Origin of the sequence: Sphingobium sp. CCH11-B1, from assembly GCF_001556865.1 — a bacterium.
GTDB lineage: Bacteria > Pseudomonadota > Alphaproteobacteria > Sphingomonadales > Sphingomonadaceae > Sphingobium.
Genome location: NZ_LSJY01000178.1, coordinates 15,798 through 39,775, shown reverse-complemented (window position 1 = coordinate 39,775; position 23,978 = coordinate 15,798). Strand labels below are relative to the sequence as shown.

14 protein-coding genes are annotated in these 23,978 nt (G+C 67.1%); 8 read left to right on the top strand and 6 right to left on the bottom strand.

Annotated features, from left to right (window positions below):
• Positions 1-31: 31 nt before the first annotated feature.
• From maiA to AX724_RS17920, 3 genes are all read right to left on the bottom strand, one after another.
• Positions 32-700, bottom strand: a complete 669-nt coding sequence (gene maiA / locus AX724_RS17930; RefSeq protein WP_269454170.1) for a maleylacetoacetate isomerase — start codon at positions 698-700, stop codon at positions 32-34.
• A gap of 91 nt (positions 701-791) precedes the next feature.
• Entirely contained in the window at positions 792-2,828 is a 2,037-nt protein-coding gene (locus AX724_RS17925) for a glycoside hydrolase family 127 protein (protein ID WP_082733596.1), read from the bottom strand.
• Between the two features lie 217 nt (positions 2,829-3,045).
• On the bottom strand, positions 3,046-6,012 hold the full coding sequence (locus AX724_RS17920; RefSeq protein WP_066769103.1) for a TonB-dependent receptor plug domain-containing protein: 2,967 nt from the start codon (positions 6,010-6,012) through the stop codon (positions 3,046-3,048).
• Between the two features lie 294 nt (positions 6,013-6,306).
• Here AX724_RS17920 and AX724_RS17915 point away from each other — a divergent pair, with 294 nt between their 5' ends.
• Positions 6,307-7,551 carry an MFS transporter gene (locus AX724_RS17915; RefSeq protein WP_066769100.1) on the top strand — a complete coding sequence of 415 codons (1,245 nt, stop codon included), beginning with the start codon at positions 6,307-6,309 and terminating at the stop codon, positions 7,549-7,551.
• Positions 7,548-9,182, top strand: a complete 1,635-nt coding sequence (locus AX724_RS17910; protein WP_066769093.1) for a glycoside hydrolase family 43 protein — start codon at positions 7,548-7,550, stop codon at positions 9,180-9,182. The genes AX724_RS17915 and AX724_RS17910 overlap by 4 nt, the downstream gene beginning before the upstream one ends.
• Here the strand turns inward: AX724_RS17910 and AX724_RS17905 are convergent.
• A complete protein-coding gene (locus AX724_RS17905) occupies positions 9,146-10,189 on the bottom strand; it encodes a LacI family DNA-binding transcriptional regulator (RefSeq protein WP_066769086.1) in 1,044 nt (347 codons plus the stop codon). The genes AX724_RS17910 and AX724_RS17905 overlap by 37 nt on opposite strands.
• 392 nt (positions 10,190-10,581) lie before the next feature.
• Here AX724_RS17905 and AX724_RS17900 point away from each other — a divergent pair, with 392 nt between their 5' ends.
• From AX724_RS17900 to AX724_RS17875, 6 genes are all read left to right on the top strand, one after another.
• Positions 10,582-12,246, top strand: coding sequence for a carboxylesterase/lipase family protein (locus AX724_RS17900; RefSeq protein ID WP_066769084.1), 1,665 nt, complete (start codon positions 10,582-10,584; stop codon positions 12,244-12,246).
• A gap of 23 nt (positions 12,247-12,269) precedes the next feature.
• Positions 12,270-13,256, top strand: coding sequence for a glycoside hydrolase family 43 protein (locus AX724_RS17895; protein ID WP_066769081.1), 987 nt, complete (start codon positions 12,270-12,272; stop codon positions 13,254-13,256).
• A gap of 72 nt (positions 13,257-13,328) precedes the next feature.
• On the top strand, positions 13,329-14,993 hold the full coding sequence (locus AX724_RS17890; RefSeq protein ID WP_443018770.1) for a glycoside hydrolase family 43 protein: 1,665 nt from the start codon (positions 13,329-13,331) through the stop codon (positions 14,991-14,993).
• Positions 14,990-16,549 (top strand): glycoside hydrolase family 43 protein, encoded by a 1,560-nt coding sequence (locus AX724_RS17885; RefSeq protein ID WP_066769079.1) that lies wholly within the window; start codon positions 14,990-14,992, stop codon positions 16,547-16,549. Before AX724_RS17890 ends, AX724_RS17885 begins: the two co-directional genes overlap by 4 nt.
• Positions 16,546-18,879: a glycoside hydrolase family 95 protein gene (locus AX724_RS17880; protein ID WP_066769071.1), complete on the top strand. Its 2,334-nt coding sequence runs from the start codon at positions 16,546-16,548 to the stop codon at positions 18,877-18,879. Before AX724_RS17885 ends, AX724_RS17880 begins: the two co-directional genes overlap by 4 nt.
• Positions 18,876-20,804, top strand: coding sequence for an NPCBM/NEW2 domain-containing protein (locus AX724_RS17875; protein ID WP_066769068.1), 1,929 nt, complete (start codon positions 18,876-18,878; stop codon positions 20,802-20,804). The genes AX724_RS17880 and AX724_RS17875 overlap by 4 nt, the downstream gene beginning before the upstream one ends.
• Positions 20,805-20,819: 15 nt before the next feature.
• Here AX724_RS17875 and AX724_RS17870 read toward each other — a convergent pair whose 3' ends face one another.
• Together AX724_RS17870 and AX724_RS17865 are read right to left on the bottom strand one after the other, a co-directional pair.
• Complete coding sequence (locus AX724_RS17870) at positions 20,820-22,799, bottom strand: sialate O-acetylesterase (RefSeq protein WP_082733594.1); 1,980 nt, start codon at positions 22,797-22,799, stop codon at positions 20,820-20,822.
• 94 nt (positions 22,800-22,893) lie between these two features.
• Positions 22,894-23,964 (bottom strand): alpha/beta hydrolase, encoded by a 1,071-nt coding sequence (locus AX724_RS17865; protein WP_066769065.1) that lies wholly within the window; start codon positions 23,962-23,964, stop codon positions 22,894-22,896.
• Between the last annotated feature and the right edge of the window lie 14 nt (positions 23,965-23,978).

The following is a 23,978-nucleotide window of genomic DNA, read 5'->3' as shown; positions in this document are numbered from 1 at the left end:
GCCCTGCTCCGCCCGCCCTGCCCGGCCCGCCCTATTCCGCGTCGGGCTGCTGCGCCGGGGCCGCCGCGATGAAGGCGGGCAGGCGCGCACAGGCCGCGTCGATCGCCTCGATCCGGGGAAAGTCGGTCCGCGCGCCGAACCGGCGGGCATTGCCCAGCTGCGGGATCAGGCAGATGTCGGCCAGCGTCACCGTCGCGCCGAAACAATAGGGGCCGTCCTCCTGCGCGATCAGCGCGGCGCACGCCTCCAGCCCGGTCTCGATCACCTCGCGCGCCCAGCCGTCCACGGCCTCCTGGTCCATGCCGCGCGCCCGCAACATGCGCAGCACCTTGAGGTTCTGCAGCGGATGGATGTCGCACGCCACCGCCTGGGCGAAGGCGCGCACCCGCGCCCGCGCCAGTGGATCGGCGGGCAGCAGCGGCGGGTCGGGATACAGCTCGTCCAGATATTCGCAGATGGCCAGGCTCTGGGTCAGCACCCCGCCCGCCGTCTCCAGCGCCGGCACCAGCCCCTGCGGGTTGATCGCCAGATAGTCGGCGGACCGCTGCGCATCGTGCCGCAGGTGCCAGGCGCGGTCCGCATGATCGATCCCCTTCAACCCCATCGCGATCCGCACCCGCCAGCTTGCCGACGACCGCCAATAGCCATGCAGCACGACCGGCTCGGTCACGGGCGGCGGCGGATCAGGCAGGATGGACACGGACAAGGCTCCCGATGGATGGCCAGCTTAGCGCGAAAAGACCGGCTTGCCACCCGCTTCGTCAATCGGACCGCCCGTTCACGCCGCCCTTTCAGGCCGAACCCGGCTTCACCTTCCAATAGGTGGCATAGCGTTCATGCGCGATGCGGTGATAGGGGATCAGCCGCACCGGCGCGCCATCGTCCGCCGCGATGCTGAATTCCAGCGGCCCTGTCCCCCGCTTCACCTGCTGCGCCAGCCGTTCGGGATCGCCCGCGATGGTCGGCACGGTGACGTCGCTCTTGTTATATTCGCCATATTTGCGCTCGTTGACGATGATGTCCGCGCCCGGCGCCAGCCCCTCCCGGCCCAGCGCGCCCGCCAGCACGATCGGCCCGTAGGTGAAGGCCACGATGTCGGGCGCGGCCGGCGCGCGCTCGACCGCCGGCTCCATCGCCAGCCGCAATTCGACCCGGTCGCCATCCTTCCATGTCCGCGCGACCTCGACATAGCTGCCGGGCGTCGCCGATCGTGCCGCTTCCTGCCCGTTGATCAGCACCACCGCCGTCCGGCTCCAGCGCGGATGGCGCAGCTTCAGCGCGATCTCGGCCGGCGCGCGCAGTTTCCATTGCAGGCTCGTCGTCGGCGCGTCGGGGAAGGTCGTACGCTGCACCAGCTCCGCCCCCTTCTCCTTCCACGCGACGGCGGACGGCACGAACAGGTTCACGTACAGCGCCCGGTCGTCATGGAAATAGATGGAATCGCGATATTTGACGTGGTTCTCCATCCCCGTGCCGGTACAGCACCAGAAACTGTCCTCGGGCGTATGGTACAGCTTCATGTAGCCGGGCCGTGCCCCCTGGAAATAGGTCGCCATGCCGCTGTCCGGGTCTTGCGAGGCCAGGATGCCGTTATAGAGCGTGCGCTCATAATAGTCGGCATAGTCGGCCTGCGGATCAGCCATGAACAGCATCCGGGCAAGCTTGAGCATATTGTGCTGGCAGCATGTCTCGGACCCCTTGGCCGAAAAGACATGTTTGTCGAAATCGGCCATGGCGAAGAAATGCTCATTGTCGCCATGCCCGCCCGTTGCGAAGGACCGGGTGTGCGCCACCGTGCGGAAGAAGAAGCTGGCGGCCTGCGCGTAGGACTCGTCGCCCGTCACTTCATAGACGCGCTGGAACCCGACGATCTTGGGCACCTGCGTATTGGCGTGCATCCCGTCCAGCAGGTCGCGCCCCTTCACCAGCGGCTCCATCACCGCCTTGTGCGAAAAACGCTGCGACAGGGCGCGATACTCCTCCTTGCCGGTCATGGCGTAGAGGTCGGCATAGATTTCGTTCATGCCGCCATGTTCGGTCGCCAGCATCGCCTCGAACTGCGCGTCGGTCAGCGGCCGCGTGGCAACGACGCCCCAGTCCGCCAGCCGCATCAGCACGTCGCGCGACGTCCCGCTATCCGCCAGCAGCGCGCCGTCGCGCAGCCCGGCATAGACCTTGTGCAGCGTGTACCAGGGAACGCCGGTGATCCTCTCGCCGCGGATATGCGCGGCCACCAGCGCAGGCCCGTCGGGAAAGGCGCAGACCAGTCCCGATCCCGCCGCTTCCTGGCAGGCGGCCAGTTCGCCCGCGATATAGTCCACGCGGGCCTTGAACCGCTTGTCCCCCGTCGACCGGTAGGCAAGCGCGCAGGCGGACAGATAATGGCCCAGCGTATGGCCGTGGCAGTTGATCTCGGCCCAGGTCGGCTCGGACTCCCAGCCGCCATAGACCGCCGCCTTGGGCTTCAACCCTGCATTGACGCGGAAATTGTGCAGCATCCGGTCGGGCTGGAGCCGCAGCAGATAGGCCTGGGTCATGCGCTGCGCATGCAGGAACGGCCCTTCCGCCAGGGTTACGTCCGCCATGTCGAACGGCTGGAGCCGCGCGGGCTTCCCCACCGCGCCGGCTGCGGGCTGCGCCGCGATTGCCGTGGCGGGCAGCACCGGCCCTAGGCCCGCCGTCACGGCGGCGACGCCTGCGCTGGCGAGCAGGTCCCGGCGCGACGGGCCGGTGCATGGGGGCAGGTTGGGCACGGTATCTCTCCTGTGGCGGCGCGGCGCGCTGACTTGCCGGGATGTTACCGTTCTACTCCGACAAAATGCAACCATTCCTGTCGGGAAATCGCCGGGCGATCCGGCTTTTCATGTCGAAAAGGGAGCCGGGCGAACCCGGCGCCAGAAAGGGGGAGAGGAAGCGGGCAAGGCGACGGGAGGATGGTATCGCGATTGCCGCCGTTTCAGGGGAAATCCGTTCCAGTCCTCTCCCCAGTATCGTGGTTCCGCGCCGGGGCAGGCACCTGTGGCCCGCCCCGGCGCGGTTCTTGGGTCACAGCTTGAAGCGGACGCCCGCCCGGTAGGTCCGGCCCAGCGCGTCATAGAGCGCGGGGTTGGAGAAGATGTGGACGATCGCCGGGTCGCGGTTGAACAGATTGTCCACCTTGAAATAGGCGGTGATCTGCGGCGTCAGATTATAGGTGCCGCCAACATCCATGTAGAAGGCGCCGGGGATCTGGTTGTCCTGCGGGCTGATCGTCTGGTTGTTGCCGGTCGACACCGGGCAGCTGCCGGGTTCGCACTCGACATAATTGTTGCTGATGACGCCGTCGCTGAACCAGCGTTCCTGCAGGAAGAAGGAGAACTGGTCGTTGGAATAGCTCTGCTGCGCCATCCATTTCCAATCCGGCGTGGCGCCCAGATTCTGGCCCGCCTGATCGTTGGGGATGGTGCCGGGCAGGCCGGTGTCGCTGATATATTTGGCGACATGGGTGGCCAGCGCGCGCAGCGTCAGCGTGCCCGGCAGGCCCATCGGATTGCGCCACTGATAGCTCGCCTCGATGTCGAAGCCCTCGGTCTTGATCGACGCGAAGTTGAACGACTGGACGTTGATGAAGTTCGGTCCGTTGGGGTTGTTGAGGTTGAACGAGTTGCAGGTCTGCGGAAGGATGCCGGTGAAACAGTAGTTAACGATATCACCCGCGCCCAGGCTGCCGATCACGTCGTCGATCTTGATCTTGTACCAGTCGAACGACGCGCTGAAGCCCGGCAGCCAGGACGGGTTGGACAGCGCGATGCCGGCGGTGGTGTTGCGCGCGATCTCCGGCGTCAGCGCGGGATTGCCGACCGTATATTGCAGCGCCAGCACGTTGCGGTTGTTGAACGGATCGAAGAAGTTCGGCAGCGTCGTGGTGACGGGAGCCGCGAACAGTTCGGACAGGTTGGGCGCGCGGATGTCGCGCGACGTCACGCCGCGCAGGCGGAACCCGTCGATCGGCAGTTCCCAGGTGCCGCCGACCTTCCACGTCCACACCGTGCCCGATGTCGAATAGTTGGTGACGCGCGCTGCGGCGTTGATGTTGGCGCGGCCCGCTGCGTCGGAATTGATGACCGGCACGTCGACTTCGACATAGCCTTCCTTCACATTATAGACGCCCCGGCCGTTGCGGTAATTGCCCGCATACCAGTTGACGCCATCCGCCAGCAGCACGGGATCGGCGGGATAGTCCTCGTTGAACGGCGTGTTGGTGCCGCCCGCGCCATAGGGGTCGGCGCTCACGCGGTAGAATTCGCGGCGATATTCGCCACCGAACGCCACCGACACCGGCCCGGCCCAGGATTCGAAGGGCTGGCCCGAAAAGTTGATGCTGACCACGTCCTGCGTCTGCTTGGTGCGCTGATAGGGTCCGTTTGCGGGCTGGACGTAGCGCAGCGCCGCTTCCGACGGGGTGCCGCCGATGATGTTGAGCGGCTGGCATCCGTTGGCGCGCGCGACGGGATCGCGGCACACGATCACGCCGTTCAGGCTGATCGCGTCGATCGCCCGGTCGAACCGGCGCGACAGCAGGATATTTTCGACATCGATGTCGGTGTAGTTGATGCCATGCTCATAATAGGCGTCGTAGTTCCAGTCGGTGCCCAGCACCGGAAACTCGCCCTTGGCGCCCGCGACGAAGCGATACTGGCGGCGATTGGTATAGACCTGCGTGTTGCCGAGCGCCGCGTTGCTGGTGCCGTAGCGGAAGCTGGTGATGCCGGCCGCGGCGCACTGGTCGCGCACGATCTGCGGCACGAACGGATTTTCGCACTGGATCGTCAGGTTGGGCCGGTTCTGGCCGTTGATCGGCTGGTTGTGGGTCTTCACCTGGCCGACATTGACCGTGACATAGACTTCGTTGTTGGGCGCGAAGTCGTAGCCGAGGCGGCTGTAGATGTTGAACCGCTCGATGGCCGACTTGATCGACCGGCCCGAATCGACGTTGCCCGACACGTCGCCGCCCTGGCAGAAGCCGAAGTCGCAGCCGATCACCGTGCCCGCCGCGTTGCGCGCCGGCACGCCGTTCGATCCGTACTGGAACTGGAAGGGCCGGCCGGACTGGTCGAACGCCGTGCCCTGGAGCGGCCCGGCGGTGATCAGGCCATATTTGGTGAAGCCGATCGACTGGGCATAGTCGCGCAGCACCAGTTGCGGGTTGCCGTCATTGGTGATGTTGCGGTTGACCAGCGTCCGCTGGATGAACCAGTCGCGCCCGCCGGCCAGGCCGATGCCGAACGGACCGGGGCCGACGCCCGCCTCGTCGCTATATTCGCCGCTGACGATCAGGTGGACCGTGTTGTCGGCGAAGCTCTTGCCGCCGGCGAGCTGGACCAGCACGGTCTCGTCATCGCCATAGTCGGTGATGCTGCCCTGGATATTGCCCTTCAGGCCCTTGAACCGGGTGTCGGTGATGAAGTTCACCACGCCGCCGACCGCGTCCGACCCGTAGGACGAGGACGCGCCGCCATTCACCACGTCGACGCGCTGGATGAGGAGCTGGGGGAAGAGGCTGATGTCGGGCGTGCCGGTCACGTTCGCGCCCACGACGCGCTGGCCGTCCAGCAGGGTCAGGGTGCGGATCGCGCCCAGGCCGCGCAGCGAGAAGCTGCTGAGGCCCTGCTGGCCGCTCGACGTGCTGAAGGTGTTGGTCTGCGTGCCGGTCGATCCCTGGAGGGACGGCAGCTGCGCGATGGTGGTGAAGATGTTCGGCTGCGCATTCGCCTGGATCAGCGTTTCATCGACCACCGTTGTCGGCGTCGGCGCGGTGTAGCCGCTCGCCTTGATGCGCGATCCGGTGACGATGATGTCGGCGTTGGCGCCGCGCGCGTTGCTGTCCTGGGGCGCGGCGGTCTGGCTCGTCGCGGCCTGGTCTGCGGCCTGGGCGAAAGCAGGCGCATAGGCCAGGCTGGCGGACAGGGCCGCCACGCTTGCCATCGCGCAGCCCGCGCGCATCAAACCACGTTGAAACTGGAAACCTGACATCCTGCTCTCCCCAAAATAGTGATGCTTTGCATCGATTGCGGGGCGATGAGCCCCGTTGTTACGCCATTCCCGCCTAGCCCGTAACAAAGACTCGACAGATTTGTAGTTAGCGCTAACAATAGCCTACTAAATGGAAGATCATTGTTGTCAATACTCTGACAAGAGTTATTGAGAGGGGATGTTGCTTTTGAACCACACACGCCTGCAATCCGGCGCGACCCGGACCCGGCCAAGCCACGCCGCGCCGCTCGGAATGACCGGCCAAGTCACCGACTCGTCTGACGTGCGCGCGCCATGCTGAAACTCGTCGGCAAGTTTCGCTGGACCATCATCGGCCTGTTCGTGGGCGCGATGGTCATCAACTATCTGTCGCGTTCGGTGCTCGGCGTCGCCGCGCCGGTGATTCTGGAAGAACAGAGGATCAGCAGCGTCGAATATGGCTGGATCACCGGCGCGTTCCAGCTCGGCGTGATGCTCCAGCCGCTCGCCGGCTATTTCCTGGACAGCGTTGGGCTGCGCATCGGCTTCACCCTCTGCGTCGCGGTCTGGTCGGTCGTCACCATGGCGCATGGCCTGGTCAACGGCTGGTTCGGCTTCGCCGCGCTGCGCGGGCTGCTCGGCCTTGCCGAAGGATCGGCCCAGCCCGCCGGGCAGAAACTGGTCGCCGAATGGTTCCCGTCCAAGGAACGCGGGGTCGCGGGCGGCATCTACAATATCGGCGCGTCCTTCGGCGCCGTCTTCGCCCCGCCGCTCGTCGCCTGGGCGGTGATGGTGCACAGCTGGCGGCTGGCCTTCGTCGTCGCGGGCGGCATCGGCCTTGTCTGGGCGATCTTCTGGTATCTCCATTATAACAGCCCGATGCGGCACCCGCGCCTCAGCGCGGAGGAACGCGACTATATCCTCAGCAACCAGGAACTGCGCCTCGCGGCGAAGGCGGCCAAGCCCTCCGTCCTGGCCCTCGCCCGCCGCCGCGACCTGTGGGGCATCGCCCTGCCCCGCCTGCTGGCCGATCCGGTCTGGGGCATGTTGTCCTTCTGGATGCCGCTCTACCTTGCGCGCGTGCGCGGATTCGACCTGGGCCAGATCGCCCTGTTCGCCTGGCTGCCCTTCCTCGCCGCCGATCTTGGCTGCCTGTTCGGCCCGGCCATCGTCACCTTCCTTCAGCGCCGGGGGATCGACCTCATCGACGCGCGCCGCTCTGCCTTCACGCTCGGCGCGGTGCTGATGACCGGCATGGCCTTTGTCGGCCTTGCGACCAATCCCTATGCCGCGATCGCGCTGCTGTGCCTTGGCGGCTTCGCGCACCAGACGCTGTCCGTCACCGTCATCACCATGGCGTCCGACCTGTTCGCGAAAAATGAGGTCGCGACCGCCGCGGGCATGGCGGGGCTGGCGGGCAATCTGGGCGTGCTGATCTTTTCCCTTTCCCTCGGGCAAATGGTCGACCAGGTCGGCTACGAACCCTTCTTCATCCTGCTCGGCGTGCTCGACCTGCTCGGCGCCGCCCTTTTGTGGACGCTGGTGCGCAAGCCTCAATGACGAACATCTCCAATCCCATCCTGCGGGGCTTCAATCCGGACCCGTCGATCCTGCGCGTGGGCGATGATTTCTACATCGCGACCTCGACCTTCGAATGGTATCCGGGCGTCCAGATCCACCACAGCCGCGACCTTGTGCATTGGCGGCTGGCCGCCCGGCCGCTCGCCCGGCCGGGGCAGCTCGACATGCGCGGCGATCCCGACAGCTGCGGCGTGTGGGCGCCCGACCTCAGCTATGCCGACGGCAAATTCTGGCTGATCTACACCGACGTCAAACGCTATGGCGCGACGACGGTGCAGGGGGCGAAGGGCATGTCGCTGCGCGACTTCCCCAACTATGTTGTCACCTGCGACCGGATCGACGGCGACTGGTCGGACGCCGTCCACCTCAACAGCAGCGGCTTCGACCCGGCCCTGTTCCACGACGATGACGGGCGCAGCTGGATGCTCAACATGCTGTGGGATCATCGCCCCGGCCATGGCCGCTTCGCCGGCATCCAGGCGCAGGAACTGGACCGCAGGGCCATGACGCTGGTGGGCGAACCCACGCTGATCTTCAAGGGCACGGAGCGGGGCTTTACCGAAGGGCCGCATATGTACAAGCGCGGCGGCTTCTACCACCTGCTCGTGGCGGAAGGAGGCACCGGCTGGGATCATGCCGTGGTCATGGCCCGCTCGCCCGACCTGCTCGGCCCCTATGAGGTCCATCCCGACGGCGCGGTCCTCACCAGCGCGGGGCGCAAGGACATGGCGATCACCCGCGCCGGCCATGGCGACCTGGTGGAGCTGGCGGACGGCACGACATGGCTCGCCTATCTGTGCGGCCGTCCACTGCCGGGGCGCGAGCGCTGCGTCATGGGCCGCGAGACATCGATCCAGCCGATGACATGGGGCGAGGATGGATGGCTGCGCACCATCGCCGGCGATGCCCGGCCCGACCCGACGCCGCCCGCGCCGGACCTGCGGCCCGCGCCATGGGACATCGCGCCATGGGACGGCCGCTTCGATGCGCCCGACCTGCCGCTTGACCTGCAATGGCTGCGCAGTCCCCATGCCGACCGGCTGTTCAGCCTGACGGAGCGCCCCGGCTTCCTGCGCCTTCATGGCCGCGAAACGGTGGGCAGCCTGTTCGAACAGGCGCTGGTGGCGCGGCGGCAGACCGCGTTCCGCTTCAGCGCGACGACATCCCTCTCCTTCGCGCCCCGCTGCTTCCAGCAGGCGGCCGGCCTCATCTACTATTACAACAGCACCAAATATTATTATCTCTGCGTCAGCGCGGAGGAAGGGCGCCGCCAGCTTCAGTTGCTCACCGCCTCGCCCGAAAATCCTGAAGGCAACAGCTTCGACATATTGGTCGACGACTTGCCCGACGGCATGATCGACCTGCGCGCCGATGTCGACGGCGACCGCCTGACCTTCGCTTGGGCGGCAGAAGGCGATGCTGACTGGCGCGTCCTGCCGGACATCCACGATGCCAGCATCCTGTCGGACGAAGTCACCCTGCCCCGCCTGCCCAACTTCACCGGCGCGTTCGTCGGCATGGCGTGCCAGGATCTGTCGGGCGCCGGCACGCCCGCCGACTTCGCCAGCTTCGTCTATCGCGAAGAGGGTTTCAGCGCCCCGGTGGACTGACGCTCGACGATCCGGTGCTCCAGTATCTTTTCGCGCGGCACCCGCGAATGGCGGCCGTTCTGGCCGATCTCCGCGACCAGCAGGCCCAGCGCTTCGGCCGCCAGTTCGCGCACCGGCTGGTGCACGGTCGTCAGCGGCGGCCACAGCGTCAGCGCGGCGGTGGTGTCGTCGAAACCGACGACGGTCAGTTCGACCGGCACGTCGAGATGGCGGCGGTGCGCGACGGACACGACGGCCGCCGCCATATCGTCATTGCTGGCGAAGATGGCGGTCGGCGGGTCGCCCGCGCCCAGCAGCCGCTCGGCGGCGGCCAGCCCGGACACATAGGTGAAGTCGCCCTGCGCCACCTGCACCTCCACCCCGCCCCGTTCGCGCACGGCGGCGTAGAATCCCGCCATGCGCTCGGCGCTGGCCGCCTGGTCGGGATTGCCCAGCACGAAGCCCAGCCGGCGATGCCCCAGGTCCAGCAGCAGCCGTGTCATCTGATAGGATGCCGCCCGGTCGTCGATCCGCACGCAGATCGTGTCGGGCGACTGATAGGCGCCCACCGCCGCCATGATGCACCCTGCGGCGCGCAGCACGCGCAGCACTTCGGGGGCCTCGCCCAGCGGCGGGGCAAGCAGCACGCCGCTCACCCCGGATTCGATCAGATCCTCGACCGCTGCGGTCGGCGGCGGGCGTCCGCCTTCGCCCTTCACCAGGATCAGCCGCGCGCTGCGGGCGGATGCCTCCTCGAACACGCCGGTCAGAAATTCGCTCATGAAGGCGGCGCTGGGATTGGAATAGATCACCCCGATGCGCAGTTCGCTGGATGTCACCAGGCTGCGCGCGGCGACATTGGGCGTGTAGGCCAGCGCCTTGATCGCCTCTTCCACCGCGGCCCGCGTCTCGGCGCTCACCCCCGACCGCCCGTTGATGACCCGCGACACCGTCATGGAAGAAACGCCCGCGCGCGCCGCCACATCGACGATCGTCGCGCCCCGCGCCGGACGATCCGGTCTCGCCATGCCCACCCCCTTTGCCTTCAACAAAGCCAAAGCGCCGATCTAGTCCAGCCGCCGCCGCTGGCAAAGAGGGCAAAAGGGCGTAGGTTGGCGGCGCGCCTTGGCCGCCCGCCCCGCCGGATGGGGTGTCCGGCTGGGCTGCGATCAAGGCGCGCATCATCCTCTCCCCAAATGTACGACTAAGCCATCAGCGCGACCCCGCTGGTCCGCGCCCCGCCTGCGTCATTTGCCTCATGTCATGCGGGATGGCATAGGGCGAAGCCAGCCTGACAAGGCTGAACCGCAAAATATTTGTGGGAGTTATTGACCCGCCCCCTGGATCGTATAGGATTTCGCCGCTGACCGCCCGACATGCGGGAAGGATGTCGGCGCGATAATCGACAAGGGGATGCTGGATGACCGGACGGGCCATGCTTTTCGATCGACGTCAGGCGCTGTTGGCGTCGTCTCTGGGCGGCGCGGCCGCGCTCCTGCCCGGCGAAGCGGCCGCCGCCGCGCGGCCGGCGCGCTCGTCCGGCGGCACGGGCACCTGCACCACGCCGCGCAGCGCCATTGCCCGGACCCGCTATGGCCTGGTGCGCGGCTATGTCGCGGGCGACGTGTTCACCTTCAAGGGCATTCCCTATGGCGACGACACCGGCGGCGAAAATCGCTGGCTGCCGGCCAAGCCGCCCAGGCCCTGGACGGATCCCTATCCCGCGCTCGCCTATGGCGCCAACTGCCCGCAGACGCTGCACAGCTTCCGCGCGAAGGAACATACGTTCCTCCAGCAATGGACGGACGGGTTCCTGGGCGAGGATATGCTCAAGCTCAACGTCTGGACGCCCTCGCTCTCGGGCAACCGCCCGGTCATGGTCTATTTCCACGGCGGCGGCTTCGCCTTCGGCTCCTCCTACGAACTCGCCTCGCATGACGGCGCGCAGATGGCGCGGCATCATGACGTCGTGCAGGTGTCGATCAACCACCGCCTGAACGTGCTCGGCTTCCTCGACCTCGTCGAGATGGGCGGCGACGCCTATGCCGAATCCGTCAATGTCAGCATGACCGACTGCATCGCTGCGCTGCGCTGGGTGCGGGAAAATATCGCGGCTTTCGGCGGCAATCCCGACCGCATCATGATCTACGGCCAGTCGGGCGGCGCGTCGAAGGTGACGACGCTCATGGGCATGTCCTCGGGCAAGGGCATCATCCACCGAGCGGCGGCGCAGTCGGGCGGCGGCGGCAACATCCCCAGCCTTGAACAGTCGCGCGATTTCTCCCGCCGGGTCATCAGGGAACTGGGCGTCCGCCCGCGCGACATGGCCGCGCTCCAGAAAATGGACTGGGCCACGCTCTTTGCCGCGGGGAACAAGGTGGCGGAGCAGATCAACGGGCCGCGCAATGCCGGCGGCCCCTCCACCACGCCGCGCGTCGGCTGGAACCCGACGATGGACGGCCGGGTCATCACCGTCCGCTCCTTCTTCGACGCCGCGCCCGACATGTCGCGCGACGTGCCCCTGCTGATCGGCAACACCAGCGAGGAAGGGATGCGCTTCAGCTCCAACCCGACCGAGGCGGAATGGCGCGCAGAGCTTGCCGGCCAATATGGCGCGCAAAAGGCTGACGCCCTCATCGCCCGGATGAAGCGCGACCACCCCGAAAAGGCGATCCGCACCCTTTCCTACGGCGTCTCCTCGCTCGCCTATCGCAACCGCATCCAGTCGATGGTCGCGCTGCGCGACAAGCAGGCGGGGGCCGCGCCCACCTATCAATATCTCTTCCAGTGGCAATCGCCCCAGTTAGACGGCGTCGCGGGCGCGTGGCACACCGCCGACCTCGCCTTCGTGTTCGACAATACAGCGCTCTGCGATCAGGGCACCGGCAACACGCCGGAGGCGCAGAAGCTCGCCCGCACGATGGCGACGGCCTGGGCCAATTTCGCCCGCACCGGCAACCCCAGCCAGCCGGGCCTCAACTGGACGCCCACCAACGCCACCCGTTGCCAGACGATGATCTTCGACAATCAATGCCGCATGGTCGACGATCCCGAAGGCACGGCGCGCCGCATCATCCTCACCTGATTTTCACAAGGAACATATCATCCATGCGCCGGTCGTTATTGTCGTTCCTCGCCCTTGCCACCCTGGCCGCCCCGGCCCTTTCGCAGGACGCAGCGCCCGGCGCCAATCCGATCATCCGCGACAAGTTCACCGCCGATCCTGCCCCGATGGTCGATGGCGACCGCCTCTACCTCTATGTCGGCCATGACGAGGCGCAGCGCGACGAGATGTTCAACATGAAGGAATGGCTGGTCTATTCCACCGCCGACATGCGCCACTGGACCGATCACGGCCCGATCATGAATGTGTCCGGCTTCAAATGGGCGAAGAAGGACGCCTGGGCGTCCCAGACCATCAAAAAGAACGGGAAATACTGGTTCTATGCCGCCGTGGAGCATGACAATAGCCATCCGGGCAAGGCGATCGCCGTCGCCGTTTCCGACACGCCGACCGGCCCCTTCACGGACGCGAAGGGCTCTGCCCTCATCACCAACCAGATGACGCCCAAGGGCACGCATAGCTGGGAGGATATCGACCCCACCGTCTTCACCGACGACGATGGCACGACCTGGATCGCCTGGGGCAATCGCCAGGCCTATATCGCGAAATTGAAGCCCAACATGATCGAGCTGGACGGCCCGATCCGCGAGATCACCCCGCCCCATTTCGAGGAAGGCCCCTGGCTGCACAAGCGCGGCAAGCTCTATTATCTGACCTATGCCTCGCTGGACCGCGCCACCCATCGCGACGAGCGCATTTCCTACGCCACCGCCACCTCGCTCGCTGGCCCCTGGACCTACCGGGGCGAACTCACCGGATCGGGCAAATACAGCTTCACCATCCATCCCGGCATCGTCGAATATAAGGGGCAATGGTATATCTTCCTGCACAATGCCGCGCTCGCAATCGGCGATCTGAACGGCGCGATCGGGCGGCGTGCCGTCACCGTGGAGCGGCTCCATTACAATGCCGACGGCACGATGAAGCCGGTGGTGCAGACCGACACGGGCGTGACCGCACCCGCGCGATAGACTCAGACAATTGATAGCGCTATCAGATCGGCAGCCGCAGTCACAGCGCGGCGCCTGGAGGAGAGATTGACCTTGCCGTACCGGACCCTGCCCTTCGCTGCCCTGCCCCTCGCGCTGCTGTCCACATCGCTGTCCGCCCAGGCGGCGCCCGCGCGCTTCGACAGCTTCAGCTACAAGGGTCAGTCGATCGAAAAGGTGGCGGTAAAGCCCGGCGAATATCGCAATCCCATCCTCACCGGCTATTATCCCGACCCTTCGATACTGCGGGTGGGCGACGACTATTATCTCGTCAACTCCTCCTTCGCCCATTATCCGGGCCTGCCGATCTTCAGGTCGAAGGATCTGGTCAACTGGACCCAGATCGGCAACGCCATCGACCGGCCGGAGCAACTGGACTTCACCGGCCGCCGCATCTCGCAGGCGGTGTTCGCCCCGGCGATCAGCTTCCACGACGGCACCTTCTACATCGTCAACACCTGCGTCGAATGCCGGGGCAATTTCATCATCACGGCGAAAGACCCTGCCGGCCCCTGGTCCAACCCCATCTGGCTGCCGTTCGAAGGGATCGACCCCTCCATCTACTGGGAAGGGGACAGGGCCTGGATCGTCAACAACCGCGCCCCCAACGAACCGCCCCGCTATGACGGCCACCGCGCCATCTGGATTCAGGAATATGACTGGCGCGCCGGCAAGATGGTGGGGGAAAGCACGCAGCTCATCAACGGCGGCGTCGACATTTCCAAAAAGCCCGTCTGGATCGAAGGGCCGCACATCTTCAGGAAGGACGGCTATTATTATCTGACCGCTGCCGAAGGCGGCACCAGCGTCAACCACTCGCAGGTCGTGTTCCGCTCGAAGGAACTGCGTGGTCCTTTCATCCCCTATGAAGGCAACCCCATCCTCACCCAGCGCGATCTCGACCCCGCCCGGTCGAACTTCATCGGCTCGGCGGGCCATGCGCAGCTGGTCGAAACGCAGAAGGGCGACTGGTGGGCGACCTTCCTCGCTGTCCGCCCCTATGACGGCGACGACCATTATAATATCGGCCGCGAAACCTTCCTCCTGCCTGTCACATGGAAGGACGGCTGGCCCGTCATCCTGCCGCGCGGGCAGGCGATCCCCCATGCGCTCAGGGTGCCCGACCTGCCGCCGCAGCCAAAGCCGCCCATCCCCACCAGCGGCGACTTTTCCTATGTGGAATCGTTCGACGGCCGGGCGCTGCCGATGCAGTGGATCGGCATCCGCACGCCCAAAAAGCCCTTCTACAGCCTGAAGGGCGGCGCGCTGGAGCTAGAGAGCGGCGCGCCCATCGGGGACTTGAACGGCGTTCCCGCCTTCATCGGCCGCCGCCAGCAGCACGCCAACGCCACCTTCTCCACCACGCTGCGCTACGCGCCGGAAAGGGACGGCGACCGCGCCGGCCTCGCCGCCGTGCAGAGCGACCGCAGCAACCTCTTTTTCGGCCTCACCCGCATCGCGGACAAGCCCATGGTCGCCCTCTACACCCGCGACGCCGCAGACAGCGACACGCTGGTCGCCTCGGCCCCCGTCGCTACATCCGGCCCGATCACCCTAACCATCCGCATCACCGGCGGCACGATGGCGTTCGATTATGGCGCGGGCGGCAAGACCCGCACGCTCAAGGCCGGTCTCGACGCCACCCTGCTCAGCACGAAGAAGGCCGGCGGCTTCGTCGGCACGGTGGTCGGCCCCTATCATTACACGCCGGCGCCATGATCCGCGCGGCCGCCCTCCCCCTCTCGCTCCTCCTCGCCATAGCCGCGCCCGCGCAAGTGTGGCGCTCGGATCAGGGCGACGGCACCTATCGCAATCCCGTGCTGTTCGCGGATTATCCCGATCCCGACATCATCCGCGTGGGCGAGGATTTCTATTTCGTCTCGACCACCTTCACCAATTCGCCCGGCGTCACCATCCTCCATTCCAGGGACATGGTGAACTGGCGCATCGTCTCCCATGTGGTCGACCGGCTGGACGGCGACCCGCGCTATGACCTCAAACAGGGCGGCGACTATCGCCACGGCTTCTACGCCGCCAGCCTCCGCCGCCACAAAGGCATGTTCTACCTTGCGGTGACGCCGGTCGGGCACAGGACGCGCATCTACCGCTCGGCGACGATCACCGGACCCTGGACCTACAAGGAACTGGACCGCGAAGCCTTCGATCCCGCGCTCTTCATCGACACGGACGGCACGGCCTATCTCGGCACCTCCATCGGGTCGGACGGCACGGTGACGCTCCTGACCCTCAATGACGATCTTTCCGCCGTCACGGCCGCGAAGGTCACCTATTACAACAAGGGCGCGGAAGGATCGAAGATCGTCCGCCATGATGGCTTTTACTATCTCTTCAACGCCATTCCCGGCAAGCTGGCGATGACCGTCTCGCGCTCGCGCAGCCTGTGGGGACCATGGGAAACAAAGCCCTCGATCGACGACAAGACCGGCGGGCATCAGGGCGCGATCGTCGATATGCCCGACGGCAGCTGGTACGGCTTCGTCATGGTGGACGCAGGCGCGATCGGCCGCATGACCAATATCAGCCCGATTTTCTGGAAGGACGGCTGGCCCTGGTGGGGGGCGCCCGACCGGCCCGATTTCGTCCCCGAACGTTCGGTGAAGCCCATCAAGGGCCACCCCTTCGCGCAGCCGCCCAGCTCGGACGATTTCGCGTCGCCAAAGCTCGGCCTGCAATGGCAATGGAACCATAATCCGGACGACAGCAAATGGTCGCTGAAGGAGCGGCCCGGTTTCCTCCGCCTCCACGCCACCCAGGCGGACGGCATCTGGACCGCGCGCAACACGCTCACGCAAAAGGCGCAGGGGCCAAAGATGCGCGCCATCGCCAAACTCGACACCGCCGGCATCAGGCCGGGCGATGTCTGCGGCTTCGGCAGCTTCGGCAAATATAATGCCCAGCTTTCGGTCGTCGGCGGCGCGAAGGGCACGAAGGCGCTGCGGATGATGCTGACCGAAAGCACCCAGTCAGGCCCGAAGACGGCCATCCGCATTCCTTCCATTCCCATCAAGGGCCGCGCCCTCTGGCTGCGCGCCGACATGGATTTCGATACGAAGGCCGGTCGCGTCGCCTACAGCCTCGACAACATCGAATGGCGCCCGGCCGGCGGCAGCTTCCCGCTCGCCTTCGACTGGCGCACCGGCACTTTCCAGGGGCAGCAGATCGCGCTTTCCTGCTACAATCCCGCGCCGACCGGCGGCTATCTCGATGTCGACAGCTTCACGCTCCAGCCCCTGCCGGCCGGGGTGCGGCCATGACCCTCAGCCGCCGCGAGACCATGGCCGCGATGGCGGCGGGCACCGCCGCGCTCGCCGCCGTCCGCCCTGCGCAGGCAGCGCCCGCCGCGCCGCATCCTCTGACCCTCTGGTATCGCCAGCCCGCCGCGAAATGGACGGAGGCGCTTCCCATCGGCAATGGCCGCCTCGGCGCGATGGTGTTCGGCGGCACGGCACAGGAAAAGCTGCAACTCAACGAAAGCACGCTCTGGGCAGGGCAGCCCTATGATCCCGTCAACCCGGACGCGAAAGCGAACCTGCCCAAAGTGCGCGACCTCATCTTCGCCGGCCGGATCGAGGAAGCCGAAGCGCTCGCCAACAAGACCTTGATGGCAAAGCCGCTCACGCAAATGCCCTATCAGACGCTGGGCGACCTCATCCTCGACTTCCCCGGCCTCGGGCAAGCCACCGCCTATCATCGCGAACTCGATCTCGTCGACGCGATGGCGACCACGCGCTTTGCCGCCAATGGCGCGACCCATGTCCGCCGGGTTATCGCTTCGCCCGCCGACAATCTCCTCGCCATCCACCTTTCCTCGACCGGCAAGCTGGATGTGGACATCGCCCTGCGTTCGCCCCAGCGCGACGTTCAGGTCGCGGCGGACGGCTCTGCCGGCCTGCTGCTCACCGGCCGCAACGGCGCGTCCAAAGGGGTGGAGGGCAATCTCCGCTTCGCCGCCCGCCTGATCGCCAGCGTCGAAGGCGGCCGTGTCACCCAAAGCCCGGATGGTCGCCTCAGCATCCGGGGCGCCAAATCCGTCACCCTGCGCCTCGCCGTGGCGACCAGCGTCAAAAGCGTGGAGGACATAAGCGGCGATCCCCTCGCCACCACCGCCGCGACGCTCGCCAAGGCAACGGGCCGTCCCTTCGCCCGCATCGCCGCCGACACCGCCGCCGCGCACCAGCGCCTGTTCCGCCGCGTCGCGCTCGACCTTGGCGCCACGCCCGCGGCGCAGCTCCCCACCGACCAGCGCATCGCCGCCTCCCAGACCAGCGACGATCCCGCGCTCGCCGCCCTCTATTTCCACTATGCCCGCTATCTGTTGATCTGCTCGTCCCGCCCCGGCGGCCAGCCCGCCAATCTTCAGGGGCTCTGGAACGACAGCCTCAATCCGCCATGGGGCTCCAAATATACGATCAACATCAATACCGAGATGAACTACTGGCCGGCCGAGCCGGTGGCGCTGGGCGAATGTGTCGAGCCGCTGGTTCAGATGGTGCGCGAACTCGCCGTGACGGGCGAACGCACCGCGCGGACCATGTATGGCGCGCGCGGCTGGGTGGCGCATCACAACACCGACCTCTGGCGCGCGACCGCGCCCATCGACGGCGCGCAGTTCGGCCTGTGGCCCACCGGCGGCGCGTGGCTGTGCACCCATCTCTGGGACCATTATGATTACAGCCGCGACCGCGCCTATCTCGCCTCCATCTACCCGCTGCTTGCCGGGGCGGCGCGCTTCTTCCTCGACACGCTCCAGCGCGATCCGACCACCGGCTTCCTCGTCACCAATCCATCGATGAGTCCCGAAAATCCGCACGGCCATGGCGGCACCATCTGCGCCGGGCCGACGATGGACATGGGCATCCTGCGCGACCTTTTCACCCAGACGGTGCAGGCCGCCGCGATCCTGGGCATCGACGCGCCGCTGGTCGCGGAGATGCGCGCCGCCCGCGACCGGCTAGCCCCCTACAAGGTCGGCGCTCAGGGCCAGCTTCAGGAATGGCAGCAGGATTGGGATGCGGACGCGCCCGAACAGAATCACCGCCACGTCTCCCACCTCTACGGCCTGCACCCGTCGCGCCAGATCACGCCGGACGGCACCCCCGCGCTCGCCGCCGCTGCCCGCCGCACGCTGGAGATACGCGGCGACCGCGCCACCGGCTGGGCCACCGCCTGGCGCATCAACCTCTGGGCGCGCCTGCGCGAGGGCGATCATGCGCATGAGATATTGCGCTTCCTGCTCGGCCCCGAACGCACCTATCCCAACATGTTCGACGCGCATCCGCCCTTCCAGATCGACGGCAATTTCGGCGGCGCGGCGGGCATCGTCGAAATGCTGATGGACAGCCATGGGGATGTCATCGACCTGCTGCCCGCGCTGCCGAAGGCATGGCCCGCCGGCCGCGTCACCGGCCTGCGCGCACGCGGCCGCTGCGGCGTCGACCTGCACTGGCGGGCCGGCCGGCTCGACCGCGCCATCCTGCGCCCCGAACTGGATGGCCCCCGCACCGTCCGCCTCGGCGGCAAGGCCCGCACCCTGACGCTCAGGGCCGGAACGCCGATCACGCTCAGCCTCAAGGATTTCGCATGACCCCGCGCCAGTTCCTCCTGCCCCTCCTCGCGCTCGCCGCCGCCACCAGCCTGTCGGCCCAGACTCCCTCGCCCCAGCCGGCCGCGCCCGCCGACCCGCTTGCGCCCACCGGCCGATGGACCGCCTATGCGGCGGGCAGCGCGCAACTCCCCCCGATGGGCTGGAACAGCTGGAACGCCTTCTACACCGAAGTCGACGAGGAAAAGCTGATGGGTTCGGCCCAGCGCATCCTCGACACCGGCCTCGCCAGGAAGGGCTATCGCTATATCAACATCGACGATGGCTGGGCCCTGAAACGCCGCACCCGCGACGATCGGCTGATCCTCCGGGCGGACAAATTCCCCTCCGCGCGCACGGGCAAGGCCGGGGGCACGCCCTCCTTCCGCCCCCTCACCGACCGCCTCCACGCCATGGGGTTCAAGGCGGGCATCTATTCCGACCTTGGCCGCAACACCTGCTCCCAGGCCTATTCGGATGGCCCAGCCCAGTTGCCCGAAGGCACCGTGGCCGAACGGGAAGTGGGCCTCTACGGCCATACCGACAAGGACATCCGCCTGTTCTTCGCCGACTGGGGTTTCGACGCGATCAAGGTGGACGGCTGCGGCATCCGCGCCTTCGCGCCGGACGCGCCGCGCGTCCGCAACGGCCAGTTCCGCGCGCTTGCCCCCATCATCGACCAGCACAGCATCACCCGGTCCGACATTCCGGCAGTCAAGGCATTGTTCGCGGAGATCAACCAGTCGCTCGCCCGCTACAATCCCGATGGCGACTATATGCTCTCGCTCTGCATCTGGGGCAGCGCCAATGTGCGCGGCTGGGGCAAGGATGTCGGCAACATTTCCCGCACCAGCGACGACATCTCGGCCGACTGGGACCGGATGCTCACCAATTATGACAGCGCCGCCCGCCGCGCCTTCTACGCGCATCCGGGCTCGTGGAACGACCCCGACATGCTGTTCATCGGGAAGGGCGATTTCGATGCGGATCATCTGACGGAGGCGCGCTCGCATTTCGCGCTCTGGGCGATGCTGAACGCGCCGCTGCTGATCGGCGCGGACCTGCGTTCCACGCCGCAGCCGCTGATCGACATTTTCGGCAATGCCGACCTCATCGCCCTCAATCAGGATCCCGCCGGCAACCAGGCGATCATGGCCTTCGACGCGGACGGGTTCCAGATCCTCGTCAAGACGCTCGCCAATGGCGACAAGGCGGTCGCGCTGTTCAACCGCGGCCTCGCCCCCGTCGACGCCGTGCTCACTGCCGATCATCTCAAGTTCCGCGCCGACCGCCCGATCGCGCTCGCCAATCTCTGGACCGGCGCAAAGAGCGATTTCACCAAGGAAATGAAGCTGCGAGTCGCGCCGCGCGAAACCGTGGTCTTCCGCGCGAAGGGCGACCGCGTGCTGGCGGACGGCCTCTATCTTTCCGAACAGCCCGGCATGGTGAACCCGGCCGCCGATGGCGTCGTCCAGCCCGAACCCGATCCCACCATCTACCGCTCCATCCCCAATTGGCGCGGCACGCGCGGCATCGGCGAACGGCCGCTCTATGCCGGCTGGGGCGGCGCGATGGCGGACTTCACCCCCTATAACCAGCCGCTGACCGTCGCGGGCAGGACCTTCGGCTCGGGCGTCGGCATCCTCGCCAACAGCCGGCTCGAAGTGCGCAACGCGGGCTTCGGCCGCTTCTCGGCTCAGGTCGGCGTCGACGACAGCGCACTGGATGGCGACCAGCCGGTGCGCTTCTTCCTGTTTGGCGACGGCAAGCCGCTCGCCAGCACCCCGCCGCTGCGCCGTGGCCAGCCTGCGCAAGCCATCGCCGCCGACGTGAAGGGCGTGAAGCTGCTGGAACTCGTCGCCCGCGCCGATGGGGTCAAGGGCAACGCCGTGCCCGTCACCTGGGGGGACGCCGCGCTGCTGCGCTGACGTCCCGGCCATGCCTCATCGCGTGATCGGCAGCTCGAACGATCCGACCGGCAACGGCGTTTCGTCATACAGGTTGACCACCGGCGACTCCGCCCAGGCGTAGCGCACCCGCGTCGCCGGGCGGCCATCGCCCGCCAGCAGGACGCGCGTCCCTTCCATGCGGCCGGGCACGAAGCGGCAGCTTCCCGCTTCCGCCCCGCACAATTCAAAGCCGATGGCCTGCGCGGCGCTGCGCGTGTGCAGCCCGCCGGTCAGGCCCGTAAAGTCGACCGCCGCGCCGCCGTCGGTGGTCGCGGTCGCCCGCGCGCCTTGCGGCCCGGTGCGCGACACCGGGTCGCCATAGGCCAGCGCGCGCATCGCCCGCGCCAGCCGGCGGCCGACCTCCTGCTTCTCGCCCGGATGGATGTCGAACGGATCGCCGATGTCGATGGCCGTCGCCAGCCCGCCATGCGGGTCCGCCGCCATCGCCTGATATTGCGTCTGGCGCATCGCCGCCCATCCGCTCTCGCCCGGCTGCGTCACCGGCGCGCCATAGGCGGCGAGCTGCACCGCGACGAAGGGCAGGTCCGGCGATCCGAACTGCCGCCGCCAATCGGCCATCATCGCCTGCATCCGCTCGGCATAGCCTGGAATGTCGACATCGGATTCGCCCTGATACCAGGCCACGCCCTTCAGCCCGATGCCCCCCAGCGGCGCGATCATGCCGTTGTAGAGCGTGCCGACGCCGGTCGTGTCGCCCCATGGCACGCGCGGCGCGCCATCGGGCGTCCGCGCGGGCACGGCATAGCGCCACCCCTCGCCCAGCGGCACGTCGCCCGCCGCGCCCAGCGACAGTTTCAGCACGTCCGCCGGTCCCGACAGCCCGCCATTGGCATAAGTGTCGAGCACATTGACCACCAGGATGTTGCGCCCGGCCTTCAGCACGCCGGGCGGCACGTCGAAGCTGCTCGGCTGCCAGCTGCGCGCGTTCATGCCGACCGGCTTGCCGTTGATCCACACCCGCCCGACATCGTCCAGCAGGCCCAGCGACAGACGGGCGTTCGCCGCCTGCGCCTGCGCCGCCGTCAGGTCGATCTCGCGGCGGAACCAGACCATGCCGTTATAGGCGGCGAGCGCCGGCACGCCCCACTTCTCCCACGGCCCGATATTGGGCACCGGAGCCCATTGCAGCGCCGCGCCCGGTTGCCACGGCTCCTTGCCGGCGGCGTCGCCCGTCGCCTTGCGCCACCACGCCTCCCATTCGCGGCTGGCCGCACGCTCGGCGGCGACAGGATCGCGGCCGTGCAGCGCCACAAGGTCCGACTGCGCGGCCTGCCCCACCGCCGCCTGCGCCCGCGCACCCATCCATGGGCTGATGCGCGATCCGCCCCAACTGCTCGCGATCGCGCCGATGGGAACCTTCGCCGTCTTGCGCAACTCGCGCGCCATATAGAAACAGGCGGCGGAAAAATCGCCCACGCTGTCCGGCCCTGCCGCGCGCCACGCCGGCGCCTGCGGGAAGTCGCGCAGCGGATTGTCCGCCACCGCCCTGGGCACCAGCATCAGGCGCAGCTGGTCGTCGGCCGATCCCGCCATCTGCCCCCGCGCATCCTGCGCGAAACGGACTTCCAGCTCCATGTTGGACTGGCCGGAACAAAGGAACACGTCGCCCACCACTACATCGCGCGCGGTCGCGGTGCCGGACGGCGCGCGCGCTTCCAGCGTCACCGGGCCGGGCGTCGCGACGGGGTCGAACCGCGCCTCGAACCGCCCGTCGCCGTCGGCCTGCACCGCGCGCGTCTGCCCGGCGAAGGACAGCGACACCGTTTCTCCCGCTTCCCCATGCCCGCTGATGGTCACGGGATGGTCGCGCTGGATCACGGCATGGTCGCTGAACACCGGATCGAACCGGGGCGCGGCCGCCGCCGTCGTGGCAAGGGCTGCGGCGGACAGCGCGACCAGGCTCGCCGCCCGCTCCAGCGCCCGGCGCGGCTGATAGGAAAATGGTCCCGGCATGATAGTCTCCTCCCATCGGGCCGCTTTGACGCTCTGCCCTCGAATCACTTTTGTTAACGCTAACATAGTCATGCAGCCCAAGCGGCGCGCATGTCTATTTCGCTGTCCCGAAATCCAGATGCTGCGAAAAGAAGGGTATCACCTTGTCCTGGAACCGTTGTGTGACCCGGTTGCCATGATCGCCCTCGTAAATCTCGAAGCTGTTGGCGATGTGATAGCGGTCGAGCAGATCGTGCAGGCTCTGCGCATCCTCCTTCAACCCGTCCTTGTCGCCGACATCGATCGCGATCGCCTTGTAGCGGCGCAGGTTGCCGGCATATTGGTCGACAAAGGCGAGCGGCGCATTGGCCGCCCATTTCGCCAGCACGTTCGGCTGGGCCACCCCTTCCTTGACCGGCAGGTCGAGGTAGAGCGGCGGATTTGCCGGATTGGGCGACCATGCCGAAGCCGTCGCCAGCTGAGCCCGCTGCCCGAAGGACAAGCCGGCCGAATCGGCGGGCGACTTGAGCGCTTCCAACATCTTCATGCCCGCCGCGTCCACCGGCGCCAGCGTCCGCACCGACAGGCAGCAGGGACTCATGATGTAGAGCGCGCTGAACATGTCGGGATATTTCATCCCGATCCGGCTGGTCCCGTACCCGCCCATCGAATGCCCCGCAAGGCCCCGGCTCTCGCGCCGCACCAGGGTCCGGTAGTGCCCGTCCATATAGGCGACCAGGTCGCGGGCGATGAAGGTCTCGAAATCGCCAGTGGTTTCCGACCGCGAATACATCGACCCGTTATGCACCGTCTTGGAATCGGGCAGCACCAGGATCATCTCGCGCCCGCCCTGCGCCAGCGCAGCCTGCGCCGTGTGCGGCAGGTTCAGGTAGCCCCGCCAATCCTCCGCGCTCAGCGTATAGCCGTGCAGCGTATAGACGACGGGATAGCGCCGCTCCGGGTGCGTCCTGTAGCTTGGCGGCAGCACCACCAGCACGTCGCGGTCGGCGGCATTCCCCTCCAGATTGCCGGCGATCGAGGGCGCACGGACCTTGATCCGTTCGATCGTGAACGATCCCGCCTCCGCGACGGCCGGCGGCCTTTGGGCGCCTGCCTGCGCGGCGGCGGGCTGGGCTGTCGCGGCAAGGGCGGCGATCGCGAGCGCCGCTTTGACGGTCCTGGTCATGGTCTCTCCCTGTT

Excerpts from the sequence above, each read along its gene's own strand:
- AX724_RS17905 (WP_066769086.1), bottom strand. The coding sequence starts at position 10,189 with ATGGCGAGACCGGATCGTCCGGCGCGGGGCGCGACGATCGTCGATGTG.
- AX724_RS17870 (WP_082733594.1), bottom strand. The coding sequence starts at position 22,799 with ATGCCGGGACCATTTTCCTATCAGCCGCGCCGGGCGCTGGAGCGGGCG.
- AX724_RS17895 (WP_066769081.1), top strand. The coding sequence starts at position 12,270 with ATGCGCCGGTCGTTATTGTCGTTCCTCGCCCTTGCCACCCTGGCCGCC.
- AX724_RS17915 (WP_066769100.1), top strand. The coding sequence starts at position 6,307 with ATGCTGAAACTCGTCGGCAAGTTTCGCTGGACCATCATCGGCCTGTTC.
- AX724_RS17865 (WP_066769065.1), bottom strand. The coding sequence starts at position 23,964 with ATGACCAGGACCGTCAAAGCGGCGCTCGCGATCGCCGCCCTTGCCGCG.
- AX724_RS17900 (WP_066769084.1), top strand. The coding sequence starts at position 10,582 with ATGACCGGACGGGCCATGCTTTTCGATCGACGTCAGGCGCTGTTGGCG.
- AX724_RS17885 (WP_066769079.1), top strand. The coding sequence starts at position 14,990 with ATGATCCGCGCGGCCGCCCTCCCCCTCTCGCTCCTCCTCGCCATAGCC.
- AX724_RS17925 (WP_082733596.1), bottom strand. The coding sequence starts at position 2,828 with ATGGTTGCATTTTGTCGGAGTAGAACGGTAACATCCCGGCAAGTCAGC.
- AX724_RS17910 (WP_066769093.1), top strand. The coding sequence starts at position 7,548 with ATGACGAACATCTCCAATCCCATCCTGCGGGGCTTCAATCCGGACCCG.
- AX724_RS17880 (WP_066769071.1), top strand. The coding sequence starts at position 16,546 with ATGACCCTCAGCCGCCGCGAGACCATGGCCGCGATGGCGGCGGGCACC.
- AX724_RS17875 (WP_066769068.1), top strand. The coding sequence starts at position 18,876 with ATGACCCCGCGCCAGTTCCTCCTGCCCCTCCTCGCGCTCGCCGCCGCC.
- AX724_RS17920 (WP_066769103.1), bottom strand. The coding sequence starts at position 6,012 with ATGTCAGGTTTCCAGTTTCAACGTGGTTTGATGCGCGCGGGCTGCGCG.